17 protein-coding genes are annotated in these 21884 nt (G+C 60.9%); 5 read left to right on the forward strand and 12 right to left on the reverse strand.

The window, feature by feature from the left end:
* Nucleotides 1–18: 18 nt before the first annotated feature.
* Together AB0P14_RS11530 and AB0P14_RS11535 are read right to left on the reverse strand one after the other, a co-directional pair.
* A complete protein-coding gene (locus tag AB0P14_RS11530; protein ID WP_363842000.1) occupies nucleotides 19–726 on the reverse strand; it encodes a redox-sensing transcriptional repressor Rex in 708 nt (235 codons plus the stop codon).
* A 179-nt stretch (nucleotides 727–905) separates the two neighbouring features.
* On the reverse strand, nucleotides 906–1214 hold the full coding sequence (locus AB0P14_RS11535) for a glutaredoxin family protein (RefSeq protein ID WP_363842003.1): 309 nt from the start codon (nucleotides 1212–1214) through the stop codon (nucleotides 906–908).
* Nucleotides 1215–1429: 215 nt separating this feature from the next.
* Here AB0P14_RS11535 and AB0P14_RS11540 point away from each other — a divergent pair, with 215 nt between their 5' ends.
* Nucleotides 1430–2242 carry an HAD-IB family hydrolase gene (locus tag AB0P14_RS11540; protein WP_363842006.1) on the forward strand — a complete coding sequence of 271 codons (813 nt, stop codon included), beginning with the start codon at nucleotides 1430–1432 and terminating at the stop codon, nucleotides 2240–2242.
* A gap of 98 nt (nucleotides 2243–2340) precedes the next feature.
* Here AB0P14_RS11540 and AB0P14_RS11545 read toward each other — a convergent pair whose 3' ends face one another.
* The 6 genes from AB0P14_RS11545 to AB0P14_RS11570 all read right to left on the reverse strand — a co-directional run bounded on the left by AB0P14_RS11545 (nucleotide 2341) and on the right by AB0P14_RS11570 (nucleotide 8238).
* A complete protein-coding gene (locus tag AB0P14_RS11545) occupies nucleotides 2341–2439 on the reverse strand; it encodes an AURKAIP1/COX24 domain-containing protein (protein ID WP_074712200.1) in 99 nt (32 codons plus the stop codon).
* A gap of 114 nt (nucleotides 2440–2553) precedes the next feature.
* Entirely contained in the window at nucleotides 2554–2790 is a 237-nt protein-coding gene (locus tag AB0P14_RS11550; protein ID WP_363842010.1) for a helix-turn-helix domain-containing protein, read from the reverse strand.
* Between the two features lie 127 nt (nucleotides 2791–2917).
* Nucleotides 2918–4051, reverse strand: a complete 1134-nt coding sequence (locus AB0P14_RS11555) for a 3-deoxy-7-phosphoheptulonate synthase (protein WP_363842013.1) — start codon at nucleotides 4049–4051, stop codon at nucleotides 2918–2920.
* A gap of 201 nt (nucleotides 4052–4252) precedes the next feature.
* Nucleotides 4253–5263 carry an acetylxylan esterase gene (locus AB0P14_RS11560; RefSeq protein WP_363842016.1) on the reverse strand — a complete coding sequence of 337 codons (1011 nt, stop codon included), beginning with the start codon at nucleotides 5261–5263 and terminating at the stop codon, nucleotides 4253–4255.
* Nucleotides 5264–5464: 201 nt separating this feature from the next.
* The gene (locus tag AB0P14_RS11565; protein WP_363842019.1) at nucleotides 5465–6724 is read right to left on the reverse strand and encodes an FAD-dependent oxidoreductase; all 1260 of its coding nucleotides are present in this window, start codon (nucleotides 6722–6724) and stop codon (nucleotides 5465–5467) included.
* A gap of 101 nt (nucleotides 6725–6825) precedes the next feature.
* Nucleotides 6826–8238, reverse strand: a complete 1413-nt coding sequence (locus AB0P14_RS11570; protein ID WP_363842022.1) for an amino acid permease — start codon at nucleotides 8236–8238, stop codon at nucleotides 6826–6828.
* 473 nt (nucleotides 8239–8711) lie between these two features.
* Here AB0P14_RS11570 and AB0P14_RS11575 point away from each other — a divergent pair, with 473 nt between their 5' ends.
* The gene (locus AB0P14_RS11575) at nucleotides 8712–11114 is read left to right on the forward strand and encodes a beta-galactosidase (protein ID WP_363842024.1); all 2403 of its coding nucleotides are present in this window, start codon (nucleotides 8712–8714) and stop codon (nucleotides 11112–11114) included.
* Between the two features lie 32 nt (nucleotides 11115–11146).
* On the opposite strand, the gene AB0P14_RS11580 is transcribed toward AB0P14_RS11575, so the two are convergent.
* From AB0P14_RS11580 to AB0P14_RS11595, 4 genes are read right to left on the reverse strand one after another with little or no spacing between them, the layout of a single operon-like run.
* Nucleotides 11147–12661: a rhamnulokinase family protein gene (locus tag AB0P14_RS11580; protein WP_363842027.1), complete on the reverse strand. Its 1515-nt coding sequence runs from the start codon at nucleotides 12659–12661 to the stop codon at nucleotides 11147–11149.
* Entirely contained in the window at nucleotides 12658–14721 is a 2064-nt protein-coding gene (locus AB0P14_RS11585; RefSeq protein ID WP_363842181.1) for a bifunctional aldolase/short-chain dehydrogenase, read from the reverse strand. The genes AB0P14_RS11580 and AB0P14_RS11585 overlap by 4 nt, the downstream gene beginning before the upstream one ends.
* A 21-nt stretch (nucleotides 14722–14742) precedes the next feature.
* Nucleotides 14743–15909, reverse strand: coding sequence for an L-rhamnose isomerase (rhaI, locus tag AB0P14_RS11590; RefSeq protein WP_363842030.1), 1167 nt, complete (start codon nucleotides 15907–15909; stop codon nucleotides 14743–14745).
* Complete coding sequence (locus AB0P14_RS11595) at nucleotides 15906–16265, reverse strand: L-rhamnose mutarotase (RefSeq protein WP_363842033.1); 360 nt, start codon at nucleotides 16263–16265, stop codon at nucleotides 15906–15908. The genes rhaI and AB0P14_RS11595 overlap by 4 nt, the downstream gene beginning before the upstream one ends.
* A gap of 118 nt (nucleotides 16266–16383) precedes the next feature.
* On the opposite strand from AB0P14_RS11595, the gene AB0P14_RS11600 reads away from it, so the two are divergent.
* From AB0P14_RS11600 to AB0P14_RS11610, 3 genes are all read left to right on the forward strand, one after another.
* Nucleotides 16384–17391: a LacI family DNA-binding transcriptional regulator gene (locus tag AB0P14_RS11600; protein ID WP_363842036.1), complete on the forward strand. Its 1008-nt coding sequence runs from the start codon at nucleotides 16384–16386 to the stop codon at nucleotides 17389–17391.
* 282 nt (nucleotides 17392–17673) lie between these two features.
* Complete coding sequence (locus AB0P14_RS11605) at nucleotides 17674–19668, forward strand: DUF6807 family protein (RefSeq protein ID WP_363842039.1); 1995 nt, start codon at nucleotides 17674–17676, stop codon at nucleotides 19666–19668.
* Nucleotides 19669–19884: 216 nt separating this feature from the next.
* A complete protein-coding gene (locus AB0P14_RS11610) occupies nucleotides 19885–21876 on the forward strand; it encodes a beta-galactosidase (RefSeq protein WP_363842184.1) in 1992 nt (663 codons plus the stop codon).
* The last annotated feature ends 8 nt before the right edge of the window (nucleotides 21877–21884 follow it).

Here is a 21884-nt window from a genome sequence, read left to right on the forward strand (position 1 = left end):
TGACAGAGCCCGCACAGCTCAGGCGCCGGGCCTGTCCTCTTCCAGCCCTAATTCCTGGAGCCGTTGTGCGTGGTAGGCAAGGATTTGTAACTCGGTAGCCATATCCACTTTGCGCAGGTTCACATGGTCGGGAACAGCAAGGGGAATCGGGGCAAAGCTGAGAATGCTACGCACACCGGCGGCCACCACCCTGTCGCAGACTGATTGCGCCACGGCGGCCGGTAACGCCAACACCGCCATGTTGGCCCGGGTGGACTCGACAACTTTTTCGAGGTTTTCCACGTCGCTGACGCGTAGCCATCCGATTTCCGTGCCCACCACCAATTGGTCGGCATCCAATAGGGCCACTACATCGAAGCCGCGTGATTCAAACCCTGCATATCGCGCCAGCGCACGGCCCAAGTTTCCGGCCCCGACAATGGCTACACGCCATTCATGGGTCAGCCCCAAGGCTTGGGCAATTTTGCGACTCAAATTGGCTGCGTCATAACCAACGCCGCGGGTTCCATAAGAACCCAAATAGGACAGGTCTTTGCGAACATTGGCGGAGCCGACACCTGCAGATTCGGCTAGTTCTTCAGAAGAGACGCTGTCCGCGCCGTCGGCCAACAAGGCGTTGAGCGTACGTAGATAGAGAGTTAGTCTGGCCACGGTGGCAGGGGGAAGCTGTCTGGCCGGTTCTACTGCTTCTACTGCCGGCTCCTCCGCGGGTTGCGTTGGGATCAAAACACCACTCCACCTTCTCAAACTGAGGCCGCAGCGCACTGCTGAACACGTGTCTGCAAAGTCCGCGTCGGTCTTGATCAACTCTAAGACGTGGCAAGGTCAGAGCCAAAAAGCTGCGGGCAGGTTCGCTGTACGGGGAAATTTCGTCCCCGTACAGCGCAGCCTTTGCAGCCCAGCGGTCACTGGCCCGTCAGGGCCCGGCTAAGAATTGTTCCCAAACGGATGGGGTCAATGTGCCAGAAATCGCGCTGGATCCCGTTGACGAGCACTACTGGAACTTCCTCGCCGTAGAGCTCGGTCAGCTCGGGATGCTCATCGAGGCTGACCTCGGTCCACCGAAGCTGTAACTGGCCAGCTACGGTGGCCACCACCTCGCGAGCATTTTCGCAGAGGTGACAGCCTGAACGTGTCACGAGCTGCAGCAGTGGCACTTTGGGGGCGGCAAGCGAGTCAAGCGAGTCAGAGGGGTCATGTGCAACAGATTCCATGACTACAACGTTACTCAACTCCAGCCCCTACACAATGTAGGCACCTGCACAGCAAACACCTGCACACAGCCATGAGCCGCTCCACTGCTTGCCATTGAGCTGCCCAGAGCCGCCCACGGGCTGTCCCGGGCCTAAAAATGAAAGTTTCCCCACAGTTAACCACTACCACCGGTGGCGTGCAGTCACAGGGTGAAAGCATTGACTAGACTCGTTCCATGCCCGACGTGACTAGCAACAGTGCCGAGGCCCCCTCGACAGCTGTAGAGCATCACGGCGAGGCCGCCTTCTTCGATGTGGACAACACCCTCATGAAGGGTGCCAGCTTGTTCCACGTGGCCCGAAAAATGTATCAAAGGCGCGCTTTCACGCTGCACGATGTTGCAGGCTTCGCCTGGAAGCAGACCAAATTTATTCTGCGCGGCGAAAACATGAACGATGTCCATTCCGTTCAGGACTCGGCTCAAAAACTGGCTGCCGGCATCAGCACCGAATTTATCCGCCAGCTTGGCGAAGAGGTCTACGACGAGATGATCGTTTCCAAGATCTGGCCCGGTACCAAGGCCCTCACCCAAGAGCACCTGAAGTCAGGTCGCCAAGTGTGGCTGGTCACCGCCACACCGGTAGAAGTTGCCGGAGTCATTGCCTCCCGGCTGAACCTGACGGGAGCCTTGGGCACCGTAGCCGAGAGTCAAGACGGCATCTACACGGGGCACCTGGTGGGCGAGATTCTGCACGGGGCTGCCAAGGGTCGCGCCATTGAAGCTCTGGCCATAACCGAAGGTCTGGACCTGTCCCGTTGCTGGGCATACAGCGATTCTTACAACGACATTCCCTTGCTGACTGCGGTGGGCAACCCCGTCGCGATCAATCCGGATGCGAAACTGCGCAAGCACGCCCGGGATAACAACTGGCCGATCTACGATTACCGCTCCGGGCGCCGTGCGGCCACCCTAGGCCTCAAGGCAGCCACGGGCGCGGGAGTTGTCTACGGGCTCTGGAAGGGCATCTCCATGGTCCGCAAGCGCTAACCAGGCGGTGGCACACGGGTCCGCGTCCGGCGTCGAACAAGAAAAAAGCACCCTCCCACCACAAGGGTGAACGGGTGCTTTTTGCACAGAAAGAAGATTTACTTCTTATTGCGACGCTGGTGACGCGTCTTGCGAAGCTGCTTACGGTGCTTCTTCTTGGACATCCGCTTGCGGCGCTTCTTAACTACTGAACCCATGAAAGTTCCTCACAAACTGCATAGAACAACCTCGAACGAGGCCGTAAACGATTAGGTCGACCGATCTCAGGAATCGGTCAAAGCCGAAAATGGATCTTTCCTAGGGTACCGCCTTTACCCTGTCTGCGCCGAACCGGAGGGTCCTTGCGTCGTTGTGCGATCAACCACGGCATCCTTCAGGAAACTCTCGACGGCGTTTGCCGGGACCCGATATGACCTTCCGAAACGCACTGCTGGCAGCTCGCCGGCATGCACCATGCGGTAAATGGTCATCTTAGAAACACGCATGAGTTCGGCCACTTCTTGCACCGTCAAGAAGTGAACATCGGAGAAATTTTGCTCCTGCGTCATGGCTGCCTCAGTTTTCACGCGCTATCAAAAGGTGGCTGCTGGCGCCTGTACGCCTTCTGCCCGTAGCGCTAACTCTAGGGGCAGAAGGCGGCTTCGGGGAAGTCATGACCGCCGTATGAAGCCGGGCTTAGGCGGTTGCTGCACCATTGCGGCGGGTGCGTGAGGCGTCGGCCAGCTTGGCCAGGACGTCCGCTGTGATGTCCCAATCCATGCAGGCATCCGTGACGCTCTGGCCGTACACGAGTTCCGCAGTGCCCGCAGCAACGGCGTCCACGTTCAGGTTCTGGGCACCGCCCACCAAGAAGCTTTCGAGCATGACGCCGGCAATGGTGTGGGCGGAGGCATCGCCGGATTCGAGCTGGGCGCCGATTTCAAGGGCGACCTCTGCTTGGCGGTGATGACTCTTGCCCGAGTTGGCGTGGCTGGCGTCGACGATCAGTCGCGGGTTGACTCCTGAACCGGCGGCTTGTTCCGAGGCCACGGCCACATCGGCAGCCTTGTAGTTGGGGCCCTTGCGTCCGCCGCGCAGGATCACGTGGGTATCCTGATTGCCGGCCGTGCTGACCAGGGAGGCGCGGCCATTTGAGTCAATGCCGAGGAACGACTGCGCCGCACTGGCCGCATTGCAGGCATCCAGGGCAACTTGCAGATCGCCGTCGGTACCGTTCTTGAAACCAATGGGCATGGACAGACCGGAGCTGAGCTGGCGGTGGATCTGGCTTTCGGTGGTTCTGGCTCCAATGGCGCCCCAGGAAATCAGGTCTGCCGTGTACTGCGGGCTGATCGGTTCCAGGAATTCGGTGCCCGTGGGCAGGCCCAGCGCGGCCACGTTCAGCAGGAATTCGCGCGCCATTTCCAGGCCGGTCGCGACATCATGGCTGCCGTCGAGAGTGGGATCGTTGATCAGACCCTTCCAGCCCACCGTGGTGCGCGGCTTTTCGAAGTAGGCACGCATCACGATCAACAGGTCTTCTTCGTGGGCCTTGGCAGTTTCAGCCAGCAGTGCGGCGTATTCCAGTCCAGCCTTGGTGTCGTGGATGGAGCAGGGACCCACCACCACCAGGAGCCTGTCATCGACGCCATCCATGATGGCGCGGACCTGGTCACGGCCACGTTCGACGACGTTAGAAGTGTGCGCGTCCAGCGGCAGCTTTTCTGCCAGTTGGGCAGGTGACGGCAGTTCGGTGAACTGGCTGACGCGCAGATTTGCTGTGGTGGCTGCGTTTGTTGCGGGGGCTGCGGTGGCTGCGGTGATGCTCATGGGGAAAGTTTCCTTTTGCGTGGCTGGCAGCGAGCCCCTTTTCAGAAACCCGCCTGGAAATGGCGAAGGACAGAGAAAAGATTCTCTGTCCTGTTGGCTCTGAAGGTGATTGGATGCGTGTCAGTTAGACGCGGGCCCCTCCAGAGCCAACGAAAAATACGCATACCAACGGTTTGTCATGTCCACACCATACGTCGATACTTATGCGGCCAGCAAATCGGCCACGTAATGCAGTTGCCTAACCCACTGGTGCTCCTGACCGCCTTCATGGTTATTGAAGCGGTAGTATTCAATGCTTTTGGCAGGCTGGAGCGCAGCTTGGCGGCCATAGGCGTTAAAGGAGCCGTAGACGGTCGATGGCGGGCAGACATCGTCCAGACCTGCACAGGAATACAGGGCTGGGGCGGTGCAGCGGCTGGCGAGGTGCACGCCGTCGTAGTAGTTCAGTACCTCCAAGCTGCTCTCGTAAGAGGTGCGGTGACGCTTGAGGAAGCTAGCAATTTCCGGATATGGACCACGGACTGCGAGATCGATCGAGCGGGAGAAGTCCTGCAAGAACGGTACATCGGGCATGACGCCGATGACGCCGTCGAGCCTGCCCGCAGCCAGGCCTGCCGCTGCGATTGCGAGCCCGCCACCTTGGCTGATGCCGGTGACAATGACTTTGTTTTCATCGATCTCGGCGTGCGACTGTGCTGCTTCGATGGCGCGGAAGGAGTCAACGTAGGCGCGGCGATAGTAGTAGTCCTCCCGGTTGCTGATGCCTCGGGTCATGAGGCCTGGGTGGGCCACTCCACCGGCGGACGGGTGCGGGTCAGAGGTTTCCCCCAGCAGTCCGCCGTAGCCCTGCCCACGGGTGTCCATAATGAAGTGCGCGTAGCCGGCCTGCGCCCAGGCGGTGTCCTGCTGGACCAGCCCGCGGCCGCCGGAATAGCCGATGTACTGGACCACCACTGGCAAGTTTTCACCGGGAATGCGGTGCGCCGGAAGGTGCAACCAACCCTTGATGGTATCCCCGCCAAACCCGGCGAAACTTACGTCATAACTGTCGATGAGCGGCAGCAAGTTCTCCACGGGTTCAAAGCTGGCGGCGAGCTCAAATTCGCGCGCCTCGGCAATGCTCGCATCCCAGAAGGCGTCAAAGTCTTCCGGCACGGTGGCAGTGGATTCGTGACGTTCCAGTTGCCCCAACGGCAGGTCGAACAGCGGCATGGACAGGCTCCGTTTCAGTCGGTTTCCGACGCCTGGGCCGGACAGTGCTTACTGAAGACATCCTATGTCCTACTTGAGCGAACGTGACGTTATTCCACTTGCTTTGCAGCAGAACTCAAATTCGCCGCGAGGTGGGCCCACGATCCCGAGGGCCCCAATGTCTAGACGCGCCGGAGGCTGGACATTGGGCGGGATTGGGGACTACCGCAGCGGGTTGAAATGCCGCATGGTCGCTGGCCGCGTTCCACCCGTCAGTTCTGCAGCGACCATCTTGCCCGTGAGAGGACCCAGAGCGATCCCCCACATGCCGTGGCCGCCAGCGACGTGCACGCGCGGGGATCGTGTTGCCCCCACCAGCGGGAAACCGTCGGTGGTGCAGGGCCTGGAACCAACCCACTCCTCGGAGCGGTCCTCCCAGTTAATGCCGGTGAACATGGGTGAGGCCGCTTCTACGATGGCCTTGATGCGCCTTGGGTCCAGAGGTGCGTCGGCATCCCTGAACTCCATCATGCCGGCCACCCGGAACCTGTCACCCAGTGGGGTGCAGGCCACCCGCTGAGCGGGGAAGTAGATAGGGTGACTGGGCATGGATTCCGGGACCACTGTGAAGCTGTAGCCGCGACCGGCCTGAACCACTCGCTTGACACCAAATTTACTGGCTAGCGATCCCAGCCAGGCACCCGTGGCGAGAACTACGGCGTCGGCCGTCATGGAACGGCCTTCCGAACCAATCACCTCGACGCCAGTTCCTGTGTCACGGACGTCCATGACGTTGAAAGAGCTCATCAAGGTGGCACCACGGGCAACCACTGCCTCGGCCAGTGAATGCATGAAGGCGGGCGGGTCGATGAAGCGCTGGTTATGGATTTCAATCCCGGCAACCACACCTGAGCCAAGGGTGGGTTCCAGCTCGCGGATCTGCTCACCGGAGATGAGGTTGAAGTCGACAGTACCTCCGGTTTCGCGGATCACATGAAATTCCTTCACCAAGGCGTCGCGGTCTTTCAACGAAGCAAAGCCCGTCAGGAAAGGCGTTGCTTCGTGGGTTGGCTCCGCGACAGCGTGGGGGCCGGCAGCTATTTCGGCAAAGGCGTCGATCCCGGAACGGCCAATCTCGGCAAAGACCGCCATGGCTGCGCGCCACTTGCCCGGCGTGCAGTTGCGGGCAAAGCCGAGCAAAAACTTCAACAGCGCCGGGTCGGTAGAGAAGGGGATATAAAGCGGTGACGCCGGGTCCAGCATGGCTTTGAGCCCGTAAGTGAGCACGGAGGGCTCACTTAGTGGCAACGTCAGCGCAGGCGTAAGCCAGCCTGCGTTGCCCCAAGAGGAGCCCGAGGCCACACCCTCACGGTCCACGACGGTAACCTTGACGCCCTGCTCCTGCAAATACCAGGCAGTAGACAACCCAATGATTCCCGCACCAACAACCACTACATGTTCAGGCGCCTTTGCACTGACCACGATTCACTCTCCTCGCGCGTTGGTCGGCCCCTTTTCGGGCCGACGCTAATCCCAGCGTAGCCGTGTTTCTCGGAGCCGTGGACAGCAGCTCCGAAGCACGCCTACGGCATTGATTGAACTTCGTCCTTGCGACCACCGGTGCGATCGTTGGCCGCACCCTCCTGAGGGCCATTCTTGCGGTAGCGGTAGACCCCGATCGCCACGACAACGGCGGCCAATCCCATAGACAATAGCAATGCTTCTCGCGTTTGCGGAACAACAGCCATACCAACGAGCAGAGCCGCGATGGCGACAATGGAAAGCCATGTTAGGTAGGGGAAGAGCCACATTTTCAAGGCGAGGTCTTTCGCGTCCGCACCCATTCTGCGCCGCAAGATCAGCTGGGAAATAGCGATGACAAGCCACACGAACAAGGCAATTGCGCCGGAGGTGTTCACCATGAACAAGAAGACAGTCTCGGGAGCCAAGTAGTTCAAGCCCACGGTCACGAAACCCACCACGGTTGAAGCCAACACTGCACTGACTGGAACGCCGCGCTTGGAGATTTTGCGCCAGGACTTGGGGGCATCACCGCGCATGGAAAGTGAAAACAGCATGCGGCTTGCCGTGTAGAGCCCAGAGTTCAAGCAGGAGAGCACCGAAGTCAGCACTACAACGTCCATGATGACGCCAGCTCCAGGGATGCCAAATAGTTCAATGACTGCCACATATGGGCTCTTGGCTACGGATGCATCGTTCCATGGCAATAGGGTCACCACGACCGCTACAGATCCAATGTAGAAAACCAGGATGCGCCATACTGTGGATTTGACTGCCTTTTTCACAGCGTCCACAGGGTTTTCGGACTCCCCTGCGGCAATCGTGGCAATTTCGGCACCAAAGAAGGAGAAGACAACCACTAGCACGCCTGCCAACACAGCACCAGGTCCATTCGGGAAGAATCCGCCGTTACCTGTGAGATTCTGCAGACCCGGAGCGTCGACGCCAGGCATCAGCCCCAGAATCGCCGTGATACCGAGCAACAAGAACACGACGATGGCGGCCACCTTGACCGAGGCAAACCAAAACTCAAACTCTCCGAACGACTTCACGGACGCCACGTTGGTTAGCGTCAGCAGCACCATCAGGATCAGCGCCCACTCCCACTGGTCAACCATGGGGAGCCACCGGTGCATGATGGCGGCGCCAGCGGTGGCTTCCACCCCGAGCACGATGATCCAAAACCACGCGTAGAGCCAGCCAATACTGAAACCCGCCCACCGACCCAGGGCCTTGTCAGCGTACGTTGAGAAGGAACCGGTTTCTGGATGTGCTGCAGCCATTTCGCCGAGCATGCGCATTACGAGAATGACCACGAGTCCGGCCGCCGTATAGGCGACCAAGATGCCCGGTCCGGCCTGCTGGATGGCGGCACCCGAGCCGACAAATAGCCCGGCACCGATGACACCGGCAATGGCAATCATGGAAAGATGCCGGGGCTTAAGCGACTTTGATAGCTGTTGTTCTGCTTGCATTGGTGAAACTTCCTCTTGGGTATCCATCGGCGGCAACGCCGTCGCGTAGATTTCGTGAGCTGAATCACGGTGACGATTCAGACTAGAACGACCACCCGCAGACCTCCCTTGTCCAAATACCCAAAATTGTTTCTCCGTATCTGCGCAGATGCACTGAATCCTGCCGGTTTGGGTCCCCCTGTTGACCGTGAGGAAACATGATGGGCTCAATTGCGTGCCCGGCAGTGCGTGGAAACCGGTGGGCGGAAGATCGGTTTTCGCAGTAGTGAGAGCCTCCTAGTAGTCAGAGGATCGATGGTGCATAATGAGGGAACGAGTCCGAATGAATCGATACAAAGCCTATTTCGTCGACTCGGCTAAGCACTCGGAACTCAAGCTCCGCGGACTGCTCTTTCCCTCAGCACTACCCAGGCAAGGGCCCACTCAGTTCCTGGCCCAACCCACTGCCTCTCACCATCATGCAAGGAACCCTTATGCCCCATGTTTCGCTTCGGCGTCCGGCACCTCTCCTGTCAGGCCATCTCCGGATGGGAGCTAATGGCACGCAGTCGGACGCCACGCACCGCCACGGCATCAACGCCAACAGCCGGCATCTCACCAGAGACGGCGGCGCATGGTTCCCCATCATGGGTGAATACCACTACAGTCGGCAGGACCCCGCGCGCTGGAAAACCGGGCTGGAGCGCATGAAGCAAGGCGGCATCACTGTTGTCTCCACCTACGTCTTCTGGCATCACCATGAAGAACAGCACGGTCAGTTTCGATGGTCAGGCAAATATAATCTCCGTGCTTTCGTGGAACTGTGCGCTGAACTGGGGCTGGACGCCGTTGTCCGCATCGGTCCCTGGGTCCATGGCGAGGCCCGCAACGGCGGCTTCCCAGATTGGCTGCAAGAATTGCCCATCAACCACCGCAGCGACGATCCGGAATATCTGAGGCACGTCCGGCCGTTCTTTGCGCAGATCGCGCAGCAGCTCAAGGGCTTGTACAACGGCGACCGTGCCAGCGGTAGTAGTGCCGAGCGCACCAAAAGAACCGGCAAAAGCACCGGGCCCATCGTGGCCATCCAAGTGGAAAACGAGCTCTACGACCAGCCCGAGCACATCCTCACGCTCAAACGGCTGGCCACCAGTCTCGGCATGACTCCCCCATTGTGGACCGCGACGGCGTGGGGCGGCGCGCAGCTTCCTGCCGGTGAGGTACTTCCGCTCTATGGCGGCTACCCTGAAGCTTTTTGGGAGGACGCCCATCCGGGGTGGGCCCGTGGCAGTCGCAAGCACTACTTTTTCAGTAACATCCGCGACGACCACTCCATCGGCGCGGATCTGCGCTCCACGGCGGTCACCGATGATGAGAGCAACGACGCCCCGTATCCTTACGCCACCTGCGAGCTGGGTGGCGGCATGCCCTCTGCTTATCACCGCCGCCCCATTATCCCGGCTCAGGATGTCGCGGCGCTTGCCTTGTCTAAGATCGGCAGCGGTTCCACGTGGCAGGGCTACTACATGTACCACGGCGGTTCCCAAGGGATGGGCGAAAAGTCCACCCTGCAGGAGTCCCAGGCCACCGGCTACCCCAACGATTTACCGGTCATCAGCTATGACTTTCAGGCGCCGCTGGGTGAGTACGGCCAGATCCGTGAGTCCTATCACCGACTGCGCCTGCAGCACCTGCTTTTGGCCGAGGTCGGTGCGCAGCTCGCAACCATGCCGATGACCCTGCCCAGTGTTGTCCCGGCCGGGCTCGATGACACCCACACCGTCCGGTGGGCCGTGCGCAGCGACGGCCACAGCGGTTTCATTTTCGTCAACAATTACCAGCCGTCAACGGACGCACTGCCAGCACACGACGACGTCCAGTTCCGGCTCGCCCTCGACGGTGGCGGACTCACCGTGCCCAGCCTGCCCGTGACGATCCCCGCCGGGGCGCACTTCATCTGGCCGTTCAACCTGCCGTTGGGCCAAGACCTCACCCTCCTTAGCGCCACAGCACAGCTCATCACGAGCCTGCCCACCGACGCCGGAATCTGCCATGTCTTTTCCCGCACCTCCAGCATTCCCGCTGAGTTTGTGGTGCAGTTTCCCGCGGACGACGGCGGCCCGCACCGCACACTGTGCCCGGAAGTCCCCCTGGGGTCCGGCCCTGTGCTGATACCGCTGGCGGAAGGTGTCAGTGTGCTGCTCGTCGATGAAGCAGCCTCCTTACGCCTGTGGAAGGCGGATTTTGCGGGCGCACCAAGAATCGTTTTGGCCGACTCTCTGGTGGTCTCTGACGGTGAGCTGCTACTGGATATCAGCACGTCAGAGCAGCTGATTGGGGTGTTCCCGCCCATCACGCAACTGCACACGGCCGTGGGGAGCCTTGCGGACATTAGCCGGGCACCGAATCTGGGGCCGTTCAGTATGTTCTCCGTGAGCGTCCCAGCGGCTGCACTTGAAACGACTCTGGCCGTGCGGCTGGAAAAAGCAGCTGTCGGCCCGGCGCCCATCCGCGCGGGCGGAGCCCACCAGCGGGCCTGCGCACCCTTAGACGGCGACTACGCCGATGCCGCCCGCTACGTCATCGCCTTCACTCCTGAGGAGCTGGCCAGCGGCCCCGATCAGCTGCTGCGCATCACGTGGACGGGCGACGCCGCACGAGCATACGTCCACGGCCAGCTGATCTCCGACAATTACTGGAACGGTCTGCCCTGGGACATTGACCTGAGCGCGCACCGCGAAGCTATTTTGCGCCACGGCCTGAGCATCCAAGCTTTCCCCTTCAACCCCGACGCCGCCATCTATGTTGCAGAGTCCATTCGCCCCCGGACCACCACGCTCGAGATCCACGACGCGCGCATCCTCCACCGCCAAAACATTCAACTATCAGGAGGCTGAAGGCAACCCCCTGCCGCAGCACTTCCGCGTTGTTAGTGCTGTGGCAGGTACTGGATGCCCGGATGGCTCGCAGCAACAATGGTGCGTAATTCCGTGAGCGAACTCGGCGCAGCACCGGCGGCCCGTGCCTGAATGAGCACATTGCCCAGCGCCGTCGCTTCCACCGGTCCCGCCACCACCGGCAGCCCGGTAGCGTCAGCCGTAAGCTGGCACAGCAGCCGGTTTTGCGAGCCGCCGCCCACAATGTGAATGACGTCCAGCTGCTGGCCGGAAAGCTCCTGTGCCTGCGCAACCGTTGTTGCATAGGCAGCAGCCAGGCTGTCCAAAATGCACCGTACGACGGCGGCTGGCCGGGTGCCCAGCGTCCCTCCCGTAGCGTTGACCGCGGCACGGATGCGCTCGGGCAGGTTTCCGGGGGCGATGAAGTCCGCGGAATCCACGTCGATGCGTGGTCCACCAACGGGTTCGGCAGCGGCGGCAGCCAACAACTCCGACAAGTCCAACAGCTCAGGCAAGGACAGCGTGGCGGAGGAGGCACTGGAAGCCGGAGTCCCGGCGTCGTACACTTCATGCTCCCAGGTCCGCATGGATTCGCTCAGCAACCAGAGCCCACCCACATTGCGCAGGTAACGAATGGTGCCGTCCACGCCGCGCTCGTTGGTGAAGTTCGCCAGGCGGCTCGCCTCGGACAGGACCGGGTGGTGCAGCTCCACACCTACCAGCGACCAGGTGCCGGAGGAGATGTAGGCAAAGTTTGGGCTAGTGGCGGGCACGGCAGCAACGGCCGAGGCGGTATCGTGCGAACCAACGGCCACCACCTTCGTAGTCGCTACCAGCCCGGTCCGTTCGGCCACCTCGGTCAGCAGTGTGCCGATGGTTTCACCTGGCTCGATCAGCGGTGGAAACAGCTCTGCCGGCAAGCCCAGAGCGGTCAGGAATTCCGTGGCCCACTCCCCCGCCACCGCGTCAAAGAGACCCGTGGTGGAGGCGTTCGTAGATTCGGTCCGGCGCGCACCTGTGAGCATGTAAGCCAACAGATCCGGGATCAGCAAGGCCTGTTTGCCAGCCAAATCTGGCTCCGCAGCCAGCTGGTAGAGCGTGTTGAACGGCAGGTGTTGCAGTCCCGTGGTGGCGTACAGCCGTTCCGTGGCGATGCGTTCGTGAACGCCAGCCACTTGGGCGGCTCCCCGGCCGTCCCGGTAACTGAAGGGCTGGCTGAGGAGCTTGCCCTCGGCATCGAGCAGGCCGTAGTCCACAGCCCAGGTATCGATGCCGATGCTTTCGATGACGCCGCCTGCTGCGGCGGCAAACTCGGCGGCCGCAGCAAGACCCGTCAGGACCTCCGCGAAGAGTCCGGCAAAGTCCCAGTGCAGGCTGCCGTGACGCTCAATGACGCCGTTGGGGAAGCGGTGCACCACATGCAGCTGCGCCGCTTCGTGACCGGCGCTCCCCACAATCACGCGCCCGGAGGAGGCACCAATGTCGACGGCGGCGAACAGCCTACCCGCCGAGGCAGGGCCAGGCACCGCTTCCCCAACACCGCTCATCGCAGGAAGGCTGCGGCGACGCCGGCGTCTACCGGGATGTGGAGTCCGGTGGTGTGGGAGAGCTCAGCGCTGGTGAGCACGGCGGCGGCGTTGGCCACGTTTTCCGGCAGGACTTCGCGCTTGAGCAGGGTCCGCTGGGCGTAGTATTCGCCCAGCTTCTCCTCGTCCACCCCGTACACGGCGGCGCGCTTGGCACCCCAACCGCCGGCGAAGATGCCGGAGCCGCGGACCACGCCGTCGGGGTTAATGCCGTTGACGCGGATGCCGTATTCGCCCAGTTCAGCAGCGAGCAGGCGCACCTGGTGAGCCTGATCAGCCTTCGTAGCGGAGTAGGCGATGTTATTCGGACCAGCGAACACGGAATTTTTAGAGGAGATGTAAATGATGTCTCCGCCCATGTCCTGTTCGATCAGGACCTTGGCCGCAGCCTTGGAAACCAGGAAGGAACCCTTGGCCATGACGTTGTGCTGGAGATCCCAGTCCTTCTCGGAGGTTTCCAGCAACGGCTTGGAGATGGACAGACCGGCGTTGTTAACCACCAAATCCAGGCCGCCAAATGCCAAAACGGCGGCGTCAACGGCGCCCTGCACAGCGGCTTCGTCCGTGACATCGGCACGGATTCCGATGGCCACATCCGGGCCGCCCAACTCCAGTGCCACGGCCTGAGCCGCTTCCAGATTCAGGTCGGCAATAACAACGCAGGCACCTTCTGCCGCGAGGCGGGTGGCAATAGCCTTGCCAATACCGCTCGCCGCACCGGTCACCAAGGCGATACGAGTCGCATGCGACTTGGGCTTGGGCAGACGGGCCAGCTTGGCTTCTTCCAACGCCCAATACTCGATGCGGAACTTCTCCACCTCAGCAATAGGAGCATAAGTAGAGAGAGCCTCTGCGCCGCGCATGACGTTGATGGCGTTGAGGTAGAACTCGCCAGCGACACGTGCTGTCTGCTTATTGGCCCCGTAGGAGAACATGCCAACGCCGGGCACCAGCACAATGGCAGGATCAGCACCCCGCATGGCCGGGGAATCCTCAACGGCGTTGCGGTCATAGTAAGCCGCGTAATCGGTGCGGTACTCGGCGTGGAGTTCCTTCAAGCGTGCAATGGAATCTTCCACCGAAGTATCTGCCGGCAGATCCAGGATGAGCGGGGTGACCTTGGTGCGCAGGAAGTGGTCCGGGCAGCTGGTGCCCAAAGCACCCAAACGCGGGTGTTCGGCCGAAGCCAGGAAGTCTAGGACGGCGGTGTCGTCACTGAAGTGACCCACCGCGGCTTTGTCCGTGGATGCCAATCCGCGAATCGTCGGTGCCAGTGCAGCGGCCTTGGCCAGACGCTCGGCCTCGGGCAGTGTGCCGTAACCGGGAAGTTCCGCACCAAAGGGATCCTTGCGGCCATGAGCGGCAATGTAGTTCTCTGCCGTTTCAATCATCCACAACGAGTTGGCCTCGGCCTCTTCACTGGTGGCACCCCACGCAGTGATACCGTGACCACCCAGGATCACGCCAACAGCATCCGGGTTTCCGGCCTTGATCGCAGCAATGTCCAGGCCCAGCTGGAAACCGGGGCGGCGCCACGGCACCCAGGCCACCTTCGTGCCGAAAATAGTAGCGGTGAGCGCTTCACCATCAACCGCTGTAGCAATCGCGATACCGGAATCCGGGTGCAAATGATCCACATGGGCCGCATCAACCAGACCGTGCATGGCCGTATCAATGGACGGCGCAGCCCCACCCTTGCCGTGCAAGCAGTAATCAAAAGCGGCCACCATCTCATCTTCACGCTCAACACCCGGGTACGTGTTAACCATGGCGCGCAAACGATCCAGACGCAGCACCGCCAATCCGGTTTCCTTCAAAGTCCCCAGGTCTCCACCGGATCCCTTGACCCAGAGAAGCTCAACGTTCTCACCCGTAACAGGATCAACCGCAGTGCCCTTCGCAGAGGTGTTACCACCGGCGTAGTTCGTATTGCGCTTATCCGCACCCAAACGGTTCGAGCGCAAGATCAGTTCAGCCACCGTGTCGGCACCCCTGGACGCCTTGGTGGGGGCCGCCGTCATGCTAGTTGCTTCAGTCATTTCTTATGCTCCCCAACCGGCCTGGGTTCCGCCCACGCGCTCTTCGTTGATCTTCTTCTGGTAACCGCTGGCAGCAAATTCGGCCAGCGGATTTGCCGGCAGGCCGCGGGATTCACGCCAGCCGGCAAGAACCGGGCGAACGTCGGTGTAGAAAGCGTCGGAGAAGATCTCATTCGCCCCCAGAACATCTCCGGCATTCTGCGCTTCGGTCAGGGCAACACGGTCCACGAGCAGTGCGCGCGCCGTCATTTCCTGCACGTTGAGCACGGAACGGATCTGGCCGGGGATCTTTTCTTCCAAGTTGTGGCACTGGTCCAGCATCAGGGCCACGCCACTGTCCGGGCCCAAGCCGTCGCCGCGGATCACTTCATACATGATGCGGAAGAGCTGGTACGGGTCGGCTGAGCCAACAATCAGGTCATCGTCGGCGTAGAAACGCGAGTTGAAATCGAAGGAACCCAGCTTGCCCAAGCGCAGCAGCTGAGCCACGATGAACTCAATGTTGGTTCCGGGGGCGTGGTGACCGGTGTCCAAGCACACCAGTGCCTTCTCGCCAAGAGCCAGTGTCTGGGCGTAGGAAGTACCCCAATCCGGGACGTCCATGTGGTAAAAAGCTGGCTCAAAGAACTTGTATTCCAAGACCATGCGCTGGTTCTCGCCGAGGCGTGCGTAGATCTCCTGCAAGGACTCGGCCAGTCGGTCCTGGCGACCGCGGATGTCGCCCTGGCCCGGGTAATTGGTGCCGTCTGCCAGCCAGATCTTCAGGTCGCGGGAGCCGGTGGCATCCATGACGTCAATGCACTCAAAATGGTGATCAATGGCTTGACGGCGTACTGCCGCGTCCACGTGAGTCAAGGAGCCGAACTTGTAAATGTCGTCCTGGAAGGTGTTTGAGTTGACGGTTCCAAGACCAACGCCCTGGTCCGCAGCGTAAGCGTTGAGGGCGTCGTAGTCTTCGACCTTGTCCCACGGGATATGGAGGGCAACAAGCGGGGCTAAGCCGGTGAGCTTGTTAACTTGAGCGGCATCAGCAATCTTCTCTTCAATGGTCCGTGGCGTACCCGGGGTACCAAACACCTTGAAGCGGGTACCGGAGTTGCCATATGCCCATGAGGGCACCTCAATGGCCAGATCATCTAGGCGGTTCAGCGCCGTTGCCATATCCGTCATTTGTTGATTCCTTCTACGTCGTTGCCAGCCGTTGCCAGCTGGTGTTCAAGATTGAAAACTTCTTCCAGCACAATGAACCCTTCATCGGGATTGGTGTCCGACGCCGGGAAGAGACTTGCCATTTCTCCCTGCCACCGGGCGTTGACCTCGGCTAGGGCCATCCGGGCTCGTGCTGCGTCAAGGTCATCGCAGTCCACAAACCCGATCAGGAGCCCGTCCTCCCCTAGGTGCAGCGTGTAGTCATTCCAGCCAGCAGCCTTGAGTTCCCGCAGCATCTCCGGCCACACCGCTGCGTGCCGTTTCTTGTACTCGATCAGGTTCTTGGGATCGACTTTGGACCGAAAGCAGACTTTCACGGCACTCCCACTCTTGAAACGATTCATTGTTACGTTTCAAAGTACACTTGGATGCAAAGTGATGTCAACCATGGTTCTGCAGGACACTGCGGCCTGAACCTCGAAACTGGAGTATTACATGCGGTCAGCAAGCATCAAGGATGTTGCCAGCCATGCCGGCGTTGCCGTGGGCACCGTCTCCAATGTCTTGAACTACCCTGGCCGCGTAGCCCAGAAGACGCGCGACCGCGTACTGGATTCCATTGCCGAACTTGGTTTTGTCCGTAATGACGTGGCCCGCCAGCTGCGGGCTGGCCACAGCCGCACCATTGGACTGATCGTCTTGGATATTGGCAATCCCTTCTTCTCATCGGTGTCCCGGGCCGCGGAAGACTCGGCCGCGCAGGGCGGCAACGCCGTAGTCCTGGGCAATAGTGGCCACGACAGTCAGCGCGAAGGCCACTACATTGAGCTCTTTGAGGAGCAGCGCGTCCAGGGGCTACTTATTTCCCCTGTCGGGGAGAACTCCAAGCGCCTGACCTCACTCTCGGAGCGTGGAACAAAGGTGGTGCTGGTGGACAGCACCTCAAGCACAGGCGAATTCAGCTCCGTGTCCACCGACGATGTTTCCGGCGGTTACATGGCTACCCAGCACTTGCTGGACATCGGCAAGCGCAAACTCGCCTTCGTAGCCGGCCCGCAGCAGCTCCACCAGGTCACCGACCGCCTCGCAGGCGCCAGGCGCGCCGTCGCCGAGGTGACCGGCGCCACCCTTGAAGTTCTGCAGGCCAGTGACTTGACTGTCCTTGCCGGACGCGAGGTAGGAGACTCCCTGGCGGAACGCGAACCCTGTGAACTGCCTGATGGATTGTTTTGCACCAACGATCTGCTCGCCCTTGGTGTCATGCAGTCACTGACCATGCTGCGCACCTTGCGGATTCCTCAAGATGTTGCGCTGGTTGGTTATGACGATACTGTTTTTGCCGCCTCAGCGGTGGTTCCACTGACCTCCATTCAGCAGCCCACCGCCTTGATCGGGCGCACAGCCATTGAGCTCCTCACCGAGCAAGTAGAAAACCCCAACGCGCAGCCGCGCTCCGTGGTCTTCAAGCCTGAACTGATACTGCGGGCCAGCACTCTCGGCTAGCAGCTCAAGGCCACTTTGTTATCGAGCCCACTGCGTTCGCTGAACGCATTAGCCCCGCTGGTCTCATGGCGCTCACTGGGCTTCTTTCCCTCGCTCCTGTCACGGGACTCACTGAGCTCACCTCACAATGGGGCATTGACCACCTTCATCCATTTTTGATACGTTTCATATCAGCATGAAGACCATGCCTGCTGCTAACGCTAAGGGCCTGCAGCGGCAGCTTTGGCGCCGCTTCTGAGTTACTCAAACTCGCCCGGAACATACCTCAAAAGGATTCACATCATGGCCAGCTCGGAACACTCCGCTTCACCACAAGCTCCAGCAACCCGCGTTGCACTGGTGGGGGTACACGGTTTTGGTACCCATCACCTAGTCAATCTGGACCGGCTTGTGGCGGCAGGCCTGGTGGAAATGGTGGCTGTTGCCGATCCCAACCCACCGGCTCCGGGCCGCTTGGCGGAGCACGTGGCCGTGTTCAACAACCTGGACGAGTTGCTAGCTGCCGGCACGGCACCGGAGATCATCATCATCGCCACCCCCATCCAGACCCATGCCACGCTGGGCTTGGCGGCGCTGGCCTCGGGTGCCGATGTCTATTTGGAAAAGCCGACGGCAGCTTCCATGGCCCAATTCCAGGAACTACGTGAGGCTGCCGCGCAAGCAGGCAAAGCTGTCCAGATCGGCTTCCAATCGCTGGGCTCACTGGCCCTGCCAGCCCTTGCTCAGTTAATTTCCGACGGCGCTCTGGGCACTATCCGCGGTTACTCCGCGTCAGGGATGTGGGTGCGCGACAAGGCCTATTACCAACGTTCCCGCTGGGCAGGTAAACGCACCATCAACGGCGTGGACGTGGTGGATGGTGTCACCACCAATCCGTTAGCCCACGCGGTGGCTACGGCTCTTCATATTGCCGGCATCAATTCGGCGGAGGCCATTGCACGGGTCGATACCGATTTGTACCGTGCCCATGACATCGAGGGCGATGACACCTCCACGGTTCGGGTTGTTCCCCGTCAAGGCCCCTCGGTGATGAGCGCACTGACGGTGTGTGCCGCCGCAGATTCTGATCCATTCGTCACGGTTCACGGCACGGCAGCCCAGGCCGTTTTCTACTACACCGAAGACATTTTGGAAATCACCACCCCTGCCGGCACTGTGCGTCAGGAGTTTGGCCGCACCGACCTTTTGGAAAACCTCATAGCGCACCGGAACAATGGCACCGCCTTGTTGAGCTCTTTGGAGAACAGCGGCGCCTTTATGAGTGTGCTCGAAGCCGTCCGCACCGCCGAAGACCCCGCGCCCATAGCTCCCGCCCATCTGGACTGGATCGGAGAAGGAATGGCCGCCCACCCTGTCGTCAAAGACATTGACCAATGGATCGCGCGGGCCGTAGCAGCGCAAGCCACCTTCAGCGAAATTGGTGCACCCTGGGCCCGAGCCGTCCCGTCAGAGACGTCATTGAGCATTTCCGGTGTGCCTCTCGCTGAAGAAATCAGTGGACAGAACATCGCCCAAACACTGTCCCCCCGCCCCTATCTGCACCCGGTCACCACCCGCGGCGGCATCCTGGTCACAGCGGCCATGCCTTTGGATCACCCCTGGCACCTCGGCGCAAGCATCGCCATCCCGGCAGTGAACAACGTCAACTTCTGGGGCGGGCCAAGCTTTGTTCGTGACACCAACGCCTATGAGTGGCTTGCGGACCACGGCGTGGTCGTGGTGACCAGTTCCACACAAGACAACTCTTCCTGCCGCCAAGAATTGTCGTGGCAGGACCCGGAGGGCAAAACGCTGCTCCACGAAACCCGAACTTGGTCTTGGCGTGAGGCAGGTTTTGGGGCGTGGACGCTGCAGCTGAACTTTACGCTTTCCCCAGCATCAGACACAGCGGTGGTGCTGGGCAGCCCTGGCTCCAACGGCCGCGAAGCCGCCGGATACGGCGGCTTCTTCTGGCGCTTCCCCCAGGCGGCGAGAGTGCATGTGCGGACAAACGCCCACACCGGGGAGGACGCCGTCAATGGCACTTCCGCCCCTTGGCTCGCATTCTCGGGCGAATTTGGTGGCAAGGAAGCAACCCTGGTCTTCACAGCGCCGCCTGAAGCCCAGGACCCGTGGTTTGTCCGTTCACATGACTACCCGGGCGTCGGTTCATGCCTGGCCTGGGACAAACCCCTCACACTACAACCCGGAGAACCCTTGTCCCGGTCCATCACTGTCACCGTGGCCGACGGCCTGGTGACAGAGGAACAGCTCCAGCACTGGAGTAACACCCACTGACGGGTTACAACACCGCCGGCTGACAAAAACCCACTGACCTTCTTCACGGTGAGCGCATCCACCCACACGCTCGCCCAGGAATCATTCAAAGCCGTTAAGGAACCCGACCCAAGGAGCTACATGCCCTCCCTGACCCCCACGACGTCCAGTCATCCCACCCCCAACACCAGCACCGGCGAACTCCCCACAGAGGAGGCAACTGCCAGCGCCTTGCGGATGGCGCGGTTCTGGGACAAAATCCCGGGCATCGCCTACGGCGCCGACTACAACCCGGAACAGTGGCCCGTTGAGGTCCATCGTGAGGATCTGGAGTTGATGCGCCAAGCCGGTGTCAATGCACTCAGCGTGGGCATCTTCTCCTGGGCTTGGCTGGAACCTGCCGAAGGCAACTACAACTTCAGTTGGCTCGATGACATCATGGACAATCTCGCCACAGCAGGCATCAACGTGGCCCTCGCCACGGCAACAGCGGCGCCGCCCGCGTGGCTGGTACGTAAGCACCCGGAAATCCTGCCCGTCACCATTGACGGCACCACGCTGGGGCCGGGCTCACGGCGGCACTACTCTCCGTCGTCGTCCGTCTACCGCGCGTACGCCGCGAAAATGACACGCGTTCTCGCCGAACGGTACAAGGACCATCCGGCGTTGGCCTTGTGGCACGTTGATAACGAGCTGGGCTGCCATGTCTCGGAATTCTACGGACCCGAGGACACCGTGGCCTTCCGAAGCTGGCTGGAACGGCGCTACGGCAGCATCGAGGCTCTCAACGAGGCATGGGGCACCGCTTTCTGGTCCCAGCGCTACGGCAGCTTTGCCGAAATCTTGCCCCCTGGGAACGCCCCCACCACCTTGAACCCAACCCAGCAACTGGACTTCGCGCGCTTCAGTTCATGGGCATTCATCGATTTTTACAACATGTTGGCAGCCGTGATCCGCGAGGTCACTCCGCTGATTCCCACCACCACCAACTTCATGGCCAGCAGCGCCACGAAAGCTTTGGACTACTTCGACTGGGCTAAAAACGTCGATGTGATCGCCAACGATCATTACTTGGTCGCGGCCGATACCGAACGCCATATCGAGTTGGCTTTCAGCGCCGATCTGACGCGCGGAGTCTCGGCTGGCAAACCGTGGATGCTCATGGAACACTCCACCTCGGCCGTGAATTGGCAGCCACGCAACATGCCCAAGATGCCGGGGGAAATGCTCAGAAACTCGCTGACCCATGTGGCCCGCGGCGCGGATGCCGTGATGTTCTTCCAGTGGCGCCAAAGCAAGGCGGGCTCGGAGAAATTCCACTCCTCCATGGTTCCTCATGGCGGAACGAACACCCGTGTCTGGCGCGAGGTGGTGGAGCTTGGCTCCGCTTTGACGTCCCTGGCATCCATCCAAGGCTCCCGCGTGGAGTCCCGCGCAGCCATTGTCTTTGACTACGAGGCGTGGTGGGCCAGCGAATTGGATTCACATCCCAGCACCGATGTGCAGTATCTGGATATGCTTCGCGCGTTCCACCGCTCGCTGTTCCGGCGCGGCATCACGGTGGACTTTGTGCACCCGGACGCCGCCCTGGAGAACTACGATCTGGTCTTCGTTTGCACCCTGTACACCGTCACCGACAGTGCCGCAGCGAACATTGCCGCCGCTGCTCAGCGGGGGGCCACGGTGCTTATCAGCTACTTCAGTGGGATCGTCAATGAGAACGACGCCGTCCGTCTGGGCGGCTACCCCGGCGCCTTCCGCGAACTCCTCGGCATCAACATAGAAGAGTTCCATCCCCTGCCCGAGGCCGGCACCGTAGCGCTGGACAACGGCAACGCGGGAAGCATCTGGAGCGAACACGTTCATCTGGCCGGCGCCGAGGCAAAGGTCTCCTTCACGGCTTACCCGCTTCAGGGAGTACCCGCCATTACCCGCAACACCGCAGGCGCTGGATCCGCCTGGTACCTAGCCACCTTCCCCGACACCGCCACCTTGGAAGGCTTGGTGGATGCCCTGCTAGAAGAATCCGGCATCGTTGCTCCGACGACGGCGGCTGCCGGAGTTGAGCTGTCCCGCCGCCTGCACGCTGATGGCCGCAGCTTCCTCTTCGCCATCAACCACAGTGATCTCGATGCAACGGTGAGCGCCCAAGGAACTGAGCTCCTCAGCGGAGCCGCCTTCACCGGCATCGTAGCTGCCGGAGCAGTTGCCGTGATCGCCGAATCCTAAGACATACA

Source organism: Specibacter sp. NPDC078709 (assembly GCF_040686795.1).
Classification (GTDB): domain Bacteria; phylum Actinomycetota; class Actinomycetes; order Actinomycetales; family Micrococcaceae; genus Specibacter.